The organism is Flagellimonas olearia (genome assembly GCF_009184425.1).
Lineage (GTDB): Bacteria > Bacteroidota > Bacteroidia > Flavobacteriales > Flavobacteriaceae > Flagellimonas > Flagellimonas olearia.
Genome location: NZ_WELG01000001.1, coordinates 1,168,001 through 1,183,749, shown reverse-complemented (window position 1 = coordinate 1,183,749; position 15,749 = coordinate 1,168,001). Strand labels below are relative to the sequence as shown.

General features: G+C 44.8%; 12 protein-coding genes. 10 read left to right on the top strand and 2 right to left on the bottom strand.

Going from position 1 to position 15,749, the window contains the following annotated elements; all coding sequences use genetic code 11:
• Positions 1-2 precede the first annotated feature (2 nt).
• The 4 genes from tilS (at position 3) to F8C76_RS05015 (ending at position 7,436) form a co-directional block, all read left to right on the top strand.
• Positions 3-1,310, top strand: coding sequence for a tRNA lysidine(34) synthetase TilS (gene tilS, locus F8C76_RS05030; protein WP_152130724.1), 1,308 nt, complete (start codon positions 3-5; stop codon positions 1,308-1,310).
• On the top strand, positions 1,307-3,286 hold the full coding sequence (locus F8C76_RS05025; protein ID WP_152130723.1) for a protein-disulfide reductase DsbD family protein: 1,980 nt from the start codon (positions 1,307-1,309) through the stop codon (positions 3,284-3,286). The genes tilS and F8C76_RS05025 overlap by 4 nt, the downstream gene beginning before the upstream one ends.
• 79 nt (positions 3,287-3,365) lie before the next feature.
• Positions 3,366-5,759, top strand: a complete 2,394-nt coding sequence (locus F8C76_RS05020) for a penicillin acylase family protein (protein ID WP_152130722.1) — start codon at positions 3,366-3,368, stop codon at positions 5,757-5,759.
• Between the two features lie 141 nt (positions 5,760-5,900).
• Positions 5,901-7,436: a YifB family Mg chelatase-like AAA ATPase gene (locus tag F8C76_RS05015; protein ID WP_152130721.1), complete on the top strand. Its 1,536-nt coding sequence runs from the start codon at positions 5,901-5,903 to the stop codon at positions 7,434-7,436.
• 2 nt (positions 7,437-7,438) lie between these two features.
• On the opposite strand, the gene F8C76_RS05010 is transcribed toward F8C76_RS05015, so the two are convergent.
• Positions 7,439-8,869, bottom strand: a complete 1,431-nt coding sequence (locus tag F8C76_RS05010; protein WP_152130720.1) for a M20 family peptidase — start codon at positions 8,867-8,869, stop codon at positions 7,439-7,441.
• 259 nt (positions 8,870-9,128) lie between these two features.
• Between F8C76_RS05010 and F8C76_RS05005 the strand changes: the two genes are divergently transcribed.
• Entirely contained in the window at positions 9,129-9,539 is a 411-nt protein-coding gene (locus F8C76_RS05005) for a hypothetical protein (protein WP_116217813.1), read from the top strand.
• Here F8C76_RS05005 and F8C76_RS05000 read toward each other — a convergent pair.
• Entirely contained in the window at positions 9,536-9,979 is a 444-nt protein-coding gene (locus F8C76_RS05000) for a hypothetical protein (protein WP_116217812.1), read from the bottom strand. The two genes, F8C76_RS05005 and F8C76_RS05000, sit on opposite strands and share 4 nt — an antisense overlap.
• Before the next feature lie 181 nt (positions 9,980-10,160).
• Here F8C76_RS05000 and F8C76_RS04995 point away from each other — a divergent pair, with 181 nt between their 5' ends.
• The 5 genes from F8C76_RS04995 to ilvD all read left to right on the top strand — a co-directional run bounded on the left by F8C76_RS04995 (position 10,161) and on the right by ilvD (position 15,718).
• A complete protein-coding gene (locus tag F8C76_RS04995; RefSeq protein WP_152130719.1) occupies positions 10,161-11,357 on the top strand; it encodes an Nramp family divalent metal transporter in 1,197 nt (398 codons plus the stop codon).
• The gene (gene pxpA, locus F8C76_RS04990; protein WP_152130718.1) at positions 11,357-12,097 is read left to right on the top strand and encodes a 5-oxoprolinase subunit PxpA; all 741 of its coding nucleotides are present in this window, start codon (positions 11,357-11,359) and stop codon (positions 12,095-12,097) included. Before F8C76_RS04995 ends, pxpA begins: the two co-directional genes overlap by 1 nt.
• A complete protein-coding gene (gene pxpB / locus F8C76_RS04985) occupies positions 12,097-12,831 on the top strand; it encodes a 5-oxoprolinase subunit PxpB (RefSeq protein ID WP_152130717.1) in 735 nt (244 codons plus the stop codon). The genes pxpA and pxpB overlap by 1 nt, the downstream gene beginning before the upstream one ends.
• On the top strand, positions 12,824-13,663 hold the full coding sequence (locus F8C76_RS04980; protein ID WP_152130716.1) for a 5-oxoprolinase subunit C family protein: 840 nt from the start codon (positions 12,824-12,826) through the stop codon (positions 13,661-13,663). Before pxpB ends, F8C76_RS04980 begins: the two co-directional genes overlap by 8 nt.
• Positions 13,664-14,041: 378 nt before the next feature.
• The gene (gene ilvD, locus F8C76_RS04975; RefSeq protein WP_152130715.1) at positions 14,042-15,718 is read left to right on the top strand and encodes a dihydroxy-acid dehydratase; all 1,677 of its coding nucleotides are present in this window, start codon (positions 14,042-14,044) and stop codon (positions 15,716-15,718) included.
• The last annotated feature ends 31 nt before the right edge of the window (positions 15,719-15,749 follow it).

Sequence of the window (15,749 nt, the reverse complement as noted above, 5' to 3'; positions counted from 1 at the left end):
GTATGCTGAAACCATTTTCGGAACATATGGGCACCAATCTTCCTTTCCTAAAGGAAAAATCCCTTTTGGTGGCCTGTAGCGGGGGAGTGGACAGTGTGGTATTGGCCCATTTATGCGTTGCAGCGGACTTAAAGGTGACCTTGGCCCATTGCAACTTTCAATTAAGAGGGGATGAAAGCGATGGGGATGAGGCTTTTGTTCGGAATCTTTCCTATGAATTGGGTATTGAAGTGATGGTCAAATCCTTTGACACGGAGAAATATGCGGAAGCGCATAGAGGCTCCATTCAAATGGCGGCAAGGGAGTTGCGCTACCAATGGTTCAATGAGCTTTTGGGCTCTGAGAAGTTTGATTATATCATGACGGCCCATCATGCCGATGACGATTTAGAGACTTTCTTGATCAATCTGTCCCGTGGAACGGGTATTGAGGGACTTTCAGGGATTCCTGTCCAGAATGAAAAAGTAATTCGGCCACTATTGAATTTCTCAAGACAGGAAATTTTGTCCTATGCGAAAGACAATAATCTGCAATGGCGGGAAGATAGTAGCAACTCGGAGAGCAAATACCTTCGCAATAAAATCCGATTGGATATTGTGCCCCAACTTAAAGCACTGCATCCTACCTTTTTGAAAAACTTCATGCGAACCCAAGCCCATTTGGAGCAAACCCAATCCTTGGTGCGTCATCACATGGAGGAAATCAGGGCAAGACTGTTTGAAAGTGATGGAGATACCATCAGAATAAGCGTGGAAAAGCTGCAAGAACTGAAACCCACAGCTGGGTATCTATACGAACTCTTCCAAGCGTATGGCTTTACGGAATGGAATGATGTGGAAGGCTTGTTGCACGCCATGAGCGGCAAGGAGGTGCTGTCCAAAACCCATAGACTGGTAAAGGACCGTACCCATTTGATTTTATCGCCAATCGAAACCGGACCGGAGGAAGTATTTTGGATTTTAGATAATGTCAAGGAACTGGAACACCCCATCAACCTTAGGTTGCAAAACGTTAAAGCTGTTGAAAATACGGGTAGAAATGTCATCTATTTGGATAAGGAAAAGTTAAACTTCCCGTTACAGTTAAGGAATTGGGAAAAAGGCGACTATTTTTATCCCTACGGAATGAAAGGGAAGAAAAAGCTGTCCAAGTTCTTCAAGGATGAAAAAGTGGATGTCATTTCCAAGGAAAAGCAATGGTTGTTGTGTTCAGATGACATTATTGTTTGGGTAGTGGGACGAAGGGCGGACGAACGATTTAAGGTTGAGGATTCGACCAAGGAAATTTTAAAGATCACACTGGTTTCATGAAGTATTTTTTGCTTGTATTCGGATTTTTGTTTGCCAACCTGCATAGTTCTGCGCAAACGGATGCCAACCCTGCTCTTTGGAGCCATGAAGTGAACAAACTGTCGGACACGGAGTACGAACTGGTCTTTAAGGGTGTCATCATGGACGGGTGGCATGTGTATTCCCAATACACGGCCGAAGGAGGGTCACTTCCCAGTGAATTTACCTTTGAGAAAGTAGGAGAGGACTATGAATTGATAGGCAAGACTGCAGAGAGTGAGACTATCAAGGAATACAGCGATATTTTTGAAGTAGAGGAGACTTTTTTTAAGGAAGAGGCCATCTTCACCCAAAAAATCAAACTGCTCAATTCAGAAGTACGGCAAATCACCGTAAATCTCTTTTACCAAATCTGCAAGGAGGTCTGTATCCCCAAAGATGAATACTTCCAGATATCCCTGGATGGCAATGCATTTGCCGATGTGCAAAAGGAACTGGACGGGCGCAGTATTGCCCTTGGAAAATCCCTGCGTTTGGATTTAAAGAACAAAGCATTGTTGAACCAAGGCGGTCTTGGGAGTTCCGAAGGAAAATCCAACCTATGGGTGATTTTCGGTCTCGGCTTTTTAGGTGGGCTTATCGCCTTGCTCACACCCTGCGTTTTTCCCATGATCCCATTGACGGTGTCATTTTTCACCAAGCAATCGCAACAAAAGTCCAAAGGAGTGGCCAATGCCATACTCTATGGCTTTTTCATTGTCTTGATCTATTTCTTGTTGAGTTTGCCCTTTCACCTGTTCAATTCGGTGGATTCCCAAATACTGAACACCATAGCCACCAATATCTGGCTTAACGTGGCATTTTTTGTCATTTTTGTGGTCTTTGCTTTTTCGTTCTTCGGCTATTACGAACTTACCTTGCCCAGTTCATGGGCCAATAAGATGGATTCTGCCTCATCCAAAGTAGGAGGCGGCTTGGGCATATTTTTTATGGCCTTGACTTTGGCCATTGTTTCCTTTTCCTGTACGGGCCCCATTTTGGGCGGACTTTTAGGAAGTACTACCTTGGCCGAAGGCGATGTGGCCACCAACCTTACCATTGGGATGGTAGGCTTTGGCCTGGCGTTGGCATTGCCCTTTGCACTCTTTGCCCTATTCCCCGCTTGGTTGAATTCCCTCCCCAGATCCGGCGGATGGATGACCACCGTAAAAGTGGTGTTGGGTTTCTTGGAACTCGCCTTGGCCTTCAAATTCCTGTCCAATGCGGATTTGGTGGGCAATTGGGGCATCTTCAAGCGTGAAATTTTCTTGGGGATTTGGATTGTACTTTTTGTGTTGATGACCCTCTATCTTTTTGGGTTGCTACGTTTTCCGCATGACGGGCCCAAACAAAAGCTTTCCGCGACCCGAAAGTTTTTTGGGATTGCAGGATTGGCATTCTCGGTGTATTTGGTGCTGGGGATATTCAACGTGACCCCTTTGAAACTGTTGAGTGGATTTCCTCCCCCCAGTTTTTACAGTGTGGTAGAAACCGAGAGCGATTGCCCATTGGGACTGGATTGCTTTAAGGATTTTGAGGAAGGTGTTGCCTATGCCAAAGAGGTGAACAAGCCCATTTTGCTCGATTTTACAGGTTGGGCCTGCGTGAACTGCAGAAAAATGGAAGAAAATGTTTGGAGTGATGCCAGTGTTTATCCCATATTGAAAGAGGAGTATATTCTCATATCCCTTTATGTGGATGACAGAAAGGAACTCCCGGATGCAGAAAAATTTGATTTTCAGTATGATAGTGGTCGAATAAAGTCCATAGAGACCGTAGGGCAAAAATGGGGCACGTTCCAGACCATCAATTTCAATGCGGCTTCGCAACCGTATTATGTGCTGCTTTCCCCAGATTTGGAAATCCTGAATGATGCCGTCCAGTATGTGGATGTGGAGACCTATGAAAAATGGCTCAGGTCCGGTCTGGAAAAGCATCAGCTTTCCATGAACAGATAACATTTATTTTGTGTTGATTTTTAATGCATTCAAGAAAATAAACTTACCTTAGAATGCTAATCAACTTAACCAAAATTCCATGAAAAGGATAAAAAAGGTACTCTGGGCATTGGCAGCTTTGCTAGTGCTCATAATTGCAGGAGCACTGATTTTTGTCAACACCCTTAAACCGGATTATTCAGGAGAAAAGACCTTGCCGGGACTGGAAAGTAAGGTCAATGTCTTTTACGACACCTATGGGATTCCCCATATCTATGCGGAGAATGAGGTTGATGCCATCAAGGCCTTGGGATACGTGCATGCCCAGGACCGGCTTTGGCAGATGGAATTGTTGCGTAGGGTGGCCAAAGGAAGACTTTCCGAGGTTTTCGGACCCGATTTGGTAAAGACGGACAAGTTCTTTCTCTCCTTGGGGATTGATGACTATTCGGCCCAAACGGTGGCCAATCTCGACATGAATAGTGACATGGTGGTGCTTTCAAGAGCCTATCTGGATGGAATCAATGAGTTTATAAAGAAGGGACCCACCCCTGTAGAGTTCTACCTTACCGGATTGGAAAAGGAACCTTTTGTTTTGGAAGATGTGTATGATGCCGTGGGGTATATGGCCTTTAGTTTTGCCATGGCCCATAAAACAGACCCACTGTTGAGCAGTTTAAGGGACAAGCTAGGTGCGGAATACCTCAATGATTTGGCGATTGACTCGGACACGTCCACGATATGGATCAAAAACTATCCCAAAGTATCCATGGACTCTTTGGGAGTGGATATCACGAATAGTGTGGCCCAAGCCCTTGAAAAATTGCCCATACCCCAGTTTATTGGAAGTAACAGTTGGGTAATAGCCCCCGAGAAGACAAAAAACGGTAAGGTGATTTTCGCCAATGACCCGCATATTGGTTTTGCACAACCTTCGGTATGGTACGAGGCCCATGTGAGCACGCCCAGCTACGAAAAATATGGCTATCATTTGGCTGGTGTGCCATTTCCGTTGTTGGCCCATGATCGGAACCTGGCCTATGGAATGACCATGTTTGAAAATGATGATATTGATTTTTATTATGAGGAGATGCATCCATCTGATAGCACAAAATATAAGGTGGCATCAGGGTGGAAAGACTTTGAATATGTAACCAAGACCATCAAAGTAAAAGACGGGGAAGATGTCTCCTTTACCTATAAAAACACACACCACGGTCCGGTATTGAATGGTATTGCCGACCAAATTTCACAAGAAACTCCTGTTTCCATGTCTTGGATCTTCACGAAACCCAAAAATGAGGTCATGGATGCCTTACATGGAATCAGTCATGCGACCAACATCGAAGAATTTAAAAGTGCCCTTCCCAAGATACACGCTCCCGGTCTCAATATAATGTATGGGGATGCCCAAGGCAATGTGGCTTGGTGGGCCACGGCCAAACTATACCAAATGCCGGATAGCCTGTCCACCAAATTTATTCTCAACGGGGCCTCGGGAAAAGAAGAACCTTTGCGCTATTTGGATTTTTCGGAGAACCCAAGTGCTGTGAATCCGCCGTGGCATTATGTGTATTCGGCCAATAATCAACCCGATTCCATTGCGGGAATGGTCTATCCCGGGTATTATTTGCCGGAGAACAGGGCCAAACGTATTGTGGAACTGTTGGACCCCAAGGACGACTGGGATAAGGAATCCGCATCGGAGATGATATTGGATGTGACCTCATCCGTCAATCCGTCCTTGATCACGGAACTCATTAAGATGTTCGATGTCACCACACTCACCAATGAACAGTTGGTACAGGTGGACTCACTTAAAAACTGGAACGGACATTATTCCTTGAACAGCACAAGCCCTACCTTGTATCATCGATGCGAGTACTTTATGGTGAAAAACACTATGGAAGATGAGATGGGGACTGAGTTGTTCAATAAATTTTTGGCCACCCACCTTTTTAAACGACAGATTGCTTGGGGAGCCAATATGGCCGAAGGCAAATGGTGGGACAATGTGCATACCAAGGATATGGTGGAAACCCGCAGGGACATTGTATTAAAATCTTTTGCTGATGCATGGACTTCCTTGGTCGAGGACTTTGGTCCGGACCCAAGCCAATGGACGTGGGACAAAGTACATACCTTGGAACATCCGCACCCCATTGGGCAGGTGGAATCCTTACGAAAATACTTCAATGTTGGACCGTTTCCTGTGGAAGGAAGCCGTGAGGTCATCAATAACATGGGATTTCCCTATGACAGTACAGGGCTTTATAAGGTCAACTCAGGACCATCGACAAGACGAATTATAGATTTTTCGGACGTGGAGAACAGCATCAGCATCTTACCCACAGGACAATCTGGGAATCCGTTCAGCAAACATTACAAGGACCAAGCGGAGATGTATGTGCAAGGGAAGTTCCGAAAAATGATGATGAACCAAGAAGAAATTGAAAATACGGCAGAGTCCGTTCTTATTTTCAACAAGGAATAGCCAAAAAACCAATACCCTTTTACCCATCCGTTGGTTGGGGAAGGGGTTACGTCAACTCAAAACCCGGTATCCGTCAAACGGGAGGATAGGGTTGGTTGAAATCACCTACTTTTTGGGCTCATTTAATCCGAAAAGTACCAAATGCTCATAAAAGTTTACGGAAGTGCCGTTTTTGGTATTGAGGCCACCACCATCACAGTTGAAGTAAATATAGATAAAGGTGTGGGCTACCATTTGGTGGGCCTTCCAGACAATGCCATCAAAGAGAGTAATTATCGAATAGCCGCGGCACTGCAAAATATAGGCTATAAGATTCCTGGAAAGAAAATCACCATTAATATGGCTCCTGCCGATATGCGAAAAGAGGGGTCTGCCTATGATCTTACCTTGGCCTTGGGGATATTGGCGGCTTCCGATCAGATCAAGTCAAACGGTATTGAGGAATATTTGATCATGGGGGAACTTTCATTGGATGGCGGCCTTCAACCCATAAAAGGAGCCCTTCCAATTGCCATAAAAGCCCAGGAGGAAGGGTATGCAGGATTTATACTCCCCAAAGAGAATGCTGCGGAAGCGGCCGTAGTCAGTGGATTGAAAGTTTATGGTGTTGGTAACATCAAGGAAGTCATCGATTATTTTGATGCTGGAGTTCCATTGCAACAGACACTTGTAGACACCCAAAAGGAGTTTTACAAACATATGGACGATCCTGCGTTCGATTTTTCGGATGTAAAGGGACAGGAAAGTATAAAACGCTGCATGGAGATTGCTGCGGCAGGCGGGCACAATATCATTTTGATCGGACCGCCAGGTGCAGGAAAGACCATGCTGGCCAAGCGGCTTCCTTCCATACTGCCACCCATGACTTTGAACGAAGCTTTGGAAACCACAAAAATCCATAGTGTAGTAGGTAAAGTGAGAAACCAAGGACTCATGGGGCAGCGACCGTTTAGAAGTCCACACCATACCATTAGCAGCGCGGCCTTGGTGGGTGGCGGAAGTTATCCTCAGCCGGGTGAAATCTCATTGGCACATAATGGAGTGCTTTTTTTGGATGAACTCCCTGAATTTGAACGCAGGGTGTTGGAAGTAATGCGGCAACCCATGGAGGACAGGGAGGTGACCATTGCCAGGGCCCAGTATACGGTTACTTACCCCAGTAGTTTTATGTTGGTGGCCAGTATGAACCCCAGCCCCGGTGGGTACTTTAATGATCCGGATGCTCCAGTGACCTCGTCCCCGGCGGAGATGCAACGGTATTTGGGCAGAATTTCCGGTCCCTTGTTGGATAGGATTGATATTCATATCGAAGTTACGCCGGTTCCTTTTGAGAAACTGTCGGAAAATAGAAAAGGGGAAGATAGCATTACCGTTAGAAAACGGGTAATGGAAGCCAGAAAAATACAGAATGGGAGGTTTATGGAAATGGGGAATCTGCATTACAATGCCCAAATGGGAACCAAACAGATTGCAAAATTCTGCGTACTTGGGGATGCATCAAAAGAATTGCTAAAAAACGCCATGAAACGGTTGAACCTATCGGCACGTGCCTATGATAGGATTTTGAAAGTGGCCCGAACCATAGCGGATTTAGACAATTCTGAACGTATACAGGAATCCCACATATCCGAAGCCATTCAATACAGAAGCTTGGACCGGGAAGGTTGGTTGGGTTAAGGTTACTTGTTGAAACGTTGAATCAGATGATAACTGAACTGTACCATTTCTTTGTAATTCTCTTTACTGATTTTCTCATCGATACCATGAAAACGGGTGTAACTTTCAGGAGCAATGCGAATGGGATAAAAACGGTACACTTCGTCCGAAACATCATAATAATAACGGGCATCTGTTCCACCGCCAATCAAACCCGGAACGACCACTACTTCCGGAAACACAGAGCGTATGGTGGTCTCAAGATTTTTGAACGCATCGGAATCAATTCCCGACACTGGGGATGGATTGGTGGCAAATCCAGCCAATTCTACTTTGATCTTATCCCCAACGGTTTCTTGAACATGTGCTTTTACGGACTCAACGGTTTCTCCGGGTAATATTCTAAAATTGATGGTGGCTTTGGCCACGGTAGGGATTACGTTGTCCTTGACCCCGCCTTCAATGATGGTTGGGGCCGTAGTGGTATGGGCATTTAAAGCCTTTAGAACAGACCCTTTGAACAGCCATGGGTTGGCAAAGGCCATTTTTTTGAAAAAAGACATTTCCGCTCCCATATATTCAAACTGATAATCCAACGGCTTTACCAATTCATATGGTAGTTGATTGTTTTCAAGGTCCACAATAGCTTGGGCTAGCATACCGATTGTATTGTGTTCTGGTGGGGCGGAGCTGTGCCCTCCTTTGGTTTCCACAATTAAATCGAAAGAAGCATATCCCTTTTCCGCTAAATTTATCATGGCAACCGTCTTGTCAAAACCGGGCACCATGTTTTCTGCCAAAAAGCCGCCTTCGTCAAGGGTCATGGCTGCATGGACTCCTTTTTCTTTCAGGTAAGATGCAATATTCTTGGCCCCATTTTCGCCACCCAATTCCTCATCATGTCCAAAAGCCAGATAAATGGTCTGGGTAGGAACAAAAGATTCTTTCAGTAATTGTTCCACGGATTCCATCAGTGCCATTAGGGAGCTTTTATCGTCCATGGTCCCTCTTCCTATAATGTGTGTGTCCGTTATGGTTCCATCAAATGGGCCGGCCTCCCAATCGGCTAGGGTAGGTTGGTCCACGGGTACCACATCTTGGTGCGATAGTAAAATAATAGGCTGTTGGTCTGGGTCCGAACCTGTCCATTTATAAAGCAGGCTATAGTCGTTGATTTTTTCCAAGGTTAGGTTTTGGTGCAACAATGGAAAAGTTTCACGTAAAAAATCATGGAATCCATTAAAGGCTGTGGAATCGGGCAGGGTTTCTTCATTATAAGAAATGGTCTTGAACTGGACGGCTTTGGAAAGTCGGTTATAGGCATTCTCGGAAAAGTCCATCGAAACGAGTGTTTCGGGATTTACTTGCTTAGAGGTCAGTGATAGTGTGTTGGTGATCAAAACGGCAACAATTACCAAGACAATGGCAAGAAGTGCTAAAAGTAGTTTTTTCATTATTGATGTAGAGGTTGGTTATCTGAAATTTTAAAGCAATTGATTTGCCCTGTTACAAATTAGATAAAAAATTGTAGGTCAAGGAGGTAGAAGCTGTTTTATTTGAAAAATCCTAAAAATGGATTCGGTATTTCATCATTTTGACAATAGATTGATCTTAAACAAGGGATTACGCAAATTATACGTTAAATATCTTGTATTAATCTGTTTATGAGTTGATTAAGGTGTATTTTTGCAGGGTTTTTTAAATTTTGAAGGAATGCAATGTGTTGAATTGAATCCTGCAGGAAATTTTGACCCGTGGGAACAGGAGAAGATAGATGAGTTGCTGCATCAAGAAATAACACAATCGCTGAGTGATCGATTGGTGTTTGAAAATGAAAGTGTAAAACTATGGGAATTACGTCTCGCCCCAAGGGAACGTATTCCGTTTAGAAAGCACAATACCAACTATGGTTGGGTATGTACCACAGGGGGACTGGCCTTGACCCGTTATGGAAACGGAAAGATAGACATGATAAAACTGGATGCCGGGGATACGGAATACTTCGAGTACAGGGGAAAAAACTATGTGAACGATTTGGAAAACATAGGCGAAGACCCCATTGTGATCAATATTCTGGAATACAAAGAAACCAAACTGGACAACAAGTTGCAGTTCTGCAACTAAATGGCCCTGATGTTTGCCTTCAGTCCGGAAATGATACCCAAAATGTTATCCACAGTATCCGTTAGGTAATATTTTACCGCTAAATGGGGGATTCTTACTGTTGTGAATCCGTTTTTGAATGAATGCATGGCGTCCTCAAGATCGTTGATGGCCTGTTCATGGGTGATCATGTTGTAGTCCTTGTCAATTTCAATATTGAGTTTTACCCGGGAGATGGCAATGTCCACGGAACGTTTGCCGTCCCACCATTCCAGCATGGGGTTGGCGCCAGCTTCTTTCAATGCGTAAAAAAGTTGTATGGCTTCAAGGGGGGTGTCGTTGTTTAAAATAACCCTTTTAATGAGTTTGGTATGTCTTTCGCAAAGTTCAACACCTAGCGAATCAAAAGATTCCCTGTATTGTTCGTGTCCGATACTTCTGGCGCAATCCTTACATGTCATAAGTATTTGTTCGGTTTAGGTCTATGTATGATTTGGGATTATTATAACTTTCGCTTTTTCATTATCGTATAAATTATCGATGTAAAACACCCCACTTTTAGACGAAATGCATTTTTTTGGATGAAATACAACATTTCTCCAGATATCCTCTTATTTTGAAGACCAAGAAACCAATACCATCATGTTTAAAAAAATAGGTCCGGGTGTTTTGGTCGCCGCTGCATTCGTAGGGCCGGGTACCATAGCGATGTGCACGCTGGCAGGGGTTCGGTTTGGTTACGCCCTTATATGGGCGTTGTTGGTATCCATTCTAGCCACGATCGCACTACAGGGAATGGCAGGACGAATAGGGGTGGTGACACAGACTGGACTTGTGGATGTGGTAAGAGGGGAGCTCAAAAACCCTTGGGTGAAAAAACTGGTCATTGCTGTGGTCTTGGGCGCTATTCTTATTGGCAACGCTGCCTATGAGGCGGGAAACATTGGTGGGGCTACCTTGGGATTGGAGCAACTTTTTCCCCAACAACAGCTAATGCCATTTTATCCTTTGTTGGTGGGTTTGTTCATTTTTGTGTTGCTCTGGTTCAGCAATTATAAGATTTTGGAGCGGATTTTTGTAGGCTTGGTCGCTCTCATGGGGGTATGTTTCGTAATCTGTGCCCTGTTGACCCAACCTTCCATTCTGGATATTTTACAAGGCATGTTCGTTCCAAGACTTCCCGAAGGGAGCTTGTTGACCGTTATTGCCTTGGTGGGGACCACTGTGGTGCCCTACAATCTTTTTCTCCATGCCTCCTTGGTCAAGGAAAAATGGAAATCAGATAATGACTTGAAAGCGGTGAAGTGGGATACGGCCATCTCCATTGGATTGGGTGGACTGGTGTCCTTGGCTATCTTGGTTACGGCTTCCGCAGCTCCTATAGATGATGTGAATAATGTTTTGGATATGGCCAAAGGCTTGGAGCCCTTGTTCGGCAAGATGGCCATATACCTTATGGCTGTCGGACTTTTGGCTGCCGGGATCACTTCGGCCATAACCGCAGCACTCGCCGCAGCATTTGTGGTCAGCAGTTGTTTTGGGTGGAGTGGGGGAATGCGGGACAAAAGGTTTAAAATGGTTTGGAGTTTTGTACTCTTTTGCGGGGTATTCTTTTTGTCGTTCGACATACAGCTCATCCAGGTGATACAGTTTGCACAAATGGCCAATGGGATGTTGCTTCCCATCATGGCAATTCTGCTGTTGTGGATCGTGAATCGCAAATCGGTTATGGGACTCTACAAAAACACATGGATTCAAAATATCATTGGAATTGCCATAGTGGGCTTCAGTATATTTTTGGGAGCAAAGAGCATTTTTAAAGTAATCGGATGGTTGTGATGGGGCAGTGGTATATAGATATCAATTGCGATGTAGGCGAAGGAGTGGGAAATGAAGCTGCACTTTTCCCATACATCAGCTCCTGCAATATTGCTTGTGGTGGGCATGCAGGGGACTTGGAGACCATGAGACACATTGTAAAGTTGGCCAAGCAGCATCATATTAAGGTAGGGGCGCACCCTTCCTACCCGGATAGGGCAAATTTTGGAAGGGAGGTCATGGATATTTCACCCCAAGAGCTTCAGGAAAGTATCAAAGACCAGTTAAAAACCTTTATGAAGGTTTTGCAGGAAGAGCAGGTCAAGCTACACCATATTAAGGCCCATGGGGCTTTGTACAACCAGACTGCAAAGGATAGAGCATTGGCTGAAATCTATTTGGATGCCCTCACACCCTATGCGAAGGAGGCCTTGCTGTATGTTCCGTTTGAATCTGTTATTTCAAAACAGGCTGAGCAACGCGGTTTTGAAATTTGGTTCGAGGCTTTTGCGGATAGGAACTATAACAGGGATTTAAGTTTGGTCTCGCGAAAACAGCCCAATGCCCTTATCCAGAACCCTGAGGAGGTCTTGAAACATGTAGTTTCCATAATAACGGAAGGCAAGGTTTTGGCCATGACAGGAGAAAAGATCGGAATAGAGGCACAAACTTTATGCATACACGGCGATACTGCTTCCGCATTGGAAATATTGATGTATCTTTCGAGAGAATTGCCTAACCATCAGGTACGATTACAGTAGTGAAAAGTTACCCCATCACCATTAAGCCCTTTGGAGAACGCGCTATTCTAGTGGAATGGCCCAACCAAGTGGAAGAGTCTATTTTAGCGGACATCCTTGATTTTATGGATGCTTTCAAGGAATTGGGGCTCCCCGGATGGGAGATGTCCGTTGCTTACAATTCCTTGACCATGGTCTGCAACCAAGAACATCTGGACTTTGAGACCATAAAGAAACTTGTATTGGACTGCCATTCAAGGCAAGCTGCCTCCAAAACCAAAAGAATCCAATATTTATGGCGAATACCGGTCTGTTATGATTTGGAATTCGGCATTGATTTGGAAGAAGCTTCCCAAACCTTGAAGTTATCCCCCGACGAATTGATACAAGAACATACGGCACATCAATATGTGGTGTATGGGATTGGTTTCCTGCCAGGTTTCATGTATTTGGGAGGATTGCCAACGGGCCTGGAAATCCCAAGAAGGGCGGAACCTCGTCTGCAAGTCGCCAAAGGCTCTGTGGGATTGGCAGGAAAACAAACCGGGGTGTATCCCCAAGATTCACCGGGTGGTTGGAACATCATAGGGAATTGCCCCGTGGAATTGTTCAATCCAAAAGCAGAGGAACCCTGTTTTGTGAAGGTGGGTGATAAAATTCAGTTTCAAAAAATATCAAGGGCCGAGTATGACTTGCACAAGATTGAGGGAGAAGTGGGGATTTACAAACCAGAGAAAACCGTATTGAATGCTTAAGGTGTTGAAATCCGGTTTTTTTATGACCGTACAGGATTTGGGGCGGTTTGGACACCGGGATATAGGAGTGCCCATTTCCGGCGCTATGGACATGGATTCGGTGAAAAAAGCCAATCTGTTGTTGGAAAATGACCCCAATGCGGCCGTACTTGAGATTACCATGCAGGGCCCAACACTCCAATTTGAAGAGCCTACGGCCATTTGTCTTTCCGGAGCGCATATTTCTGCTACCTTGAACAATGCTCCCATTGAAAATTATCAGGTTGTGCAAGTCTCCAAAGGAGACATTCTCTCTTACGGCAGGTTGGAAAACGGATTTAGAGGCTATTTGGCCATTAAGGATGGGTTTCAGACCCCAAAAGTGTTAGGAAGCCGCTCCCAATTTATTCCGGTCACCAAAAAGAAACACATCAAGGATGGGGAAGAGATTCCTTACACAAAGACCGATTCCTATGCGCCGATTATTTCCGAGGTCAAGATAGAAGACCATTTTCTGGGTGAGGAACTGGAAGTGTTCAAGGGGCCTGAATTTTCTCTTTTGTCCGATCAACAATTGGCCGCCATTTTTTCAAAACCGTTTACGGTTTCCAAAGAAAATAATCGGATGGCCTATCAGCTTAAGGAACTGATTCCGGGACATGGGCATTCCATGCTCACTTCGGGAACCTTGCCGGGAACCATCCAATTTACGCCGGCCGGACGTTTGATCATTTTGATGAAAGATGGTCAGACCACGGGAGGCTACCCCCGGATATTGCAACTATCGGAAGCTGCCATAAATACACTTGCTCAAAAGAAGTTGGGGGATACCCTATCCTTCAAACTCCTATGATTGGATAAAATATTTTATTTTTTAATTGATAGGGGGCTTTCATAAAAGTATTTTTTTGTAACATTGGGGCATGAAAAGAAATATTCTAGTCAACGGTGTCGTCATTATTGTTCCGAACATGGAATGATACAGACTTGCTGTTGATGAAAAGGGCCTGTATCAAGATTGATGCAGGCCCTTTTTCTTTTGTATTATAAAAATAAATGAATATTGGATTTTTTTAAGTATAAATAATTGATTTTAAGAGAGTTGCGTTGATAATATTTCAAATGGACCTAGATAGCCCGAAACTGTTAAAAATATGGGGTTTATTAAACATCTATCTTTGAATAACATAAAGAAATTCAACAAAATTCTCGATTCGAACGAAATTTGACAATGGAACTGAACAAGTTTAGTAAAAATGTGACCCAAGACCCAACCCTTCCTGCTGCACAAGCCATGTTGCACGCCATAGGGTTGACCGACGAAGATTTACAAAAACCACTTATAGGCATCGCAAGTACAGGCTACGAGGGCAACCCTTGTAACATGCACTTGAACGATTTGGCATTGGAAGTGAAAAAAGGGGTGCAGTCTACCAATATGGTCGGACTTATCTTCAATACGATAGGGGTGAGCGACGGTATCTCCAACGGAACCCCCGGGATGCGATACTCCTTGCCTTCAAGGGACATTATTGCAGATTCCGTGGAAACCGTGGTACAAGCCATGAGTTATGACGGTTTGGTGACCGTTGTGGGCTGTGACAAAAATATGCCTGGTGCCTTGATGGCCCAATTGCGTTTGAACAGACCTTCTATTTTGGTGTATGGGGGAACCATTGCCCCGGGATGTCACAATAATAGGAAATTGGATATCATTTCCGCATTTGAGGCCTATGGTCAAAAAGTGGCGGGAACCATTGATGAAACCGAATATAAGGAAGTAATCCACAAAGCATGTCCGGGAGCCGGCGCGTGCGGAGGAATGTACACGGCCAACACCATGGCATCGGCCATTGAGGCCATGGGAATGTCCATGCCGTTCAACTCTTCAATCCCTGCGGTGAACCAAAGCAAAGGCGCCGATTGCGAAGCTGCGGGAGCCGCTTTGCTCAACCTATTGCAAAATGACCTCAAGCCCAAGGATATTGTCACCAAAAAATCCTTGGAAAATGCGTTCCGATTGGTAACCGTTTTGGGTGGTTCTACCAATGCTGTATTGCACTTTATGGCCATTGCGCACGCTGCTGAGGTTGATTTTACTTTGGAAGACATTACAAGAATCAGCGAGACCACGCCCTTATTGGCAGATTTAAAACCCAGTGGAAAATATCTTATGGAAGATCTTCACAAGGTAGGCGGTGTTCCAGCGGTACTTAAATATATGTTGAAGAAAGGAATGCTTCATGGTGATTGCATCACCGTGACCGGAAAAACATTGGCCGAAAACCTTTTGGATGCCCCAGATTTGGCAGAAGGACAGGATATTATCAGACCTCTGGACCAACCCATCAAAGAGACGGGACACATCCGCATCCTTTACGGAAATTTGGCCACGGAAGGTGCTGTGGCGAAGATTACCGGTAAAGAAGGATTGGAATTTACCGGAACGGCCCGTGTTTTCGACAGCGAAACTGCCGTTAACGAAGGAATTCACACCGGTAAGGTCCAAAAAGGAGATGTGGTGGTCATTCGTTATGAAGGACCTAAAGGAGCTCCGGGAATGCCCGAAATGTTGAAACCAACCTCGGCCATTATGGGCGCAGGCTTGGGCAAGGATGTTGCCTTGATCACAGATGGAAGGTTTTCGGGAGGATCCCACGGCTTTGTAGTAGGTCACGTTTCCCCGGAAGCCCAAGTAGGTGGAGGTATCGCTTTGGTGAAAGATGGGGATGAAATCACTATCGATGCTGTGAACAATACCATCAACATCAATATTTCCGATGAAGAATTGGAACAACGAAGAAAAGCATGGAAGCAACCTGAGCTGAAAATAAAATCAGGGAGCCTGTACAAATACGCAAAAACGGTTTCATCTGCCTCTAAAGGATGTGTTACCGACTTATTTTAACAAAACAAACACTAAATGCCCATAGAGGGAA

Coding starts and splice junctions, on each gene's coding strand:
- tilS (WP_152130724.1), top strand. CDS start 3: ATGCTGAAACCATTTTCGGAACATATGGGCACCAATCTTCCTTTCCTA.
- F8C76_RS05015 (WP_152130721.1), top strand. CDS start 5,901: ATGCTCATAAAAGTTTACGGAAGTGCCGTTTTTGGTATTGAGGCCACC.
- F8C76_RS05025 (WP_152130723.1), top strand. CDS start 1,307: ATGAAGTATTTTTTGCTTGTATTCGGATTTTTGTTTGCCAACCTGCAT.
- F8C76_RS04980 (WP_152130716.1), top strand. CDS start 12,824: ATGCTTAAGGTGTTGAAATCCGGTTTTTTTATGACCGTACAGGATTTG.
- F8C76_RS05005 (WP_116217813.1), top strand. CDS start 9,129: ATGCAATGTGTTGAATTGAATCCTGCAGGAAATTTTGACCCGTGGGAA.
- pxpA (WP_152130718.1), top strand. CDS start 11,357: ATGGGGCAGTGGTATATAGATATCAATTGCGATGTAGGCGAAGGAGTG.
- F8C76_RS04995 (WP_152130719.1), top strand. CDS start 10,161: ATGTTTAAAAAAATAGGTCCGGGTGTTTTGGTCGCCGCTGCATTCGTA.
- ilvD (WP_152130715.1), top strand. CDS start 14,042: ATGGAACTGAACAAGTTTAGTAAAAATGTGACCCAAGACCCAACCCTT.
- F8C76_RS05000 (WP_116217812.1), bottom strand. CDS start 9,979: ATGACATGTAAGGATTGCGCCAGAAGTATCGGACACGAACAATACAGG.
- F8C76_RS05020 (WP_152130722.1), top strand. CDS start 3,366: ATGAAAAGGATAAAAAAGGTACTCTGGGCATTGGCAGCTTTGCTAGTG.
- F8C76_RS05010 (WP_152130720.1), bottom strand. CDS start 8,869: ATGAAAAAACTACTTTTAGCACTTCTTGCCATTGTCTTGGTAATTGTT.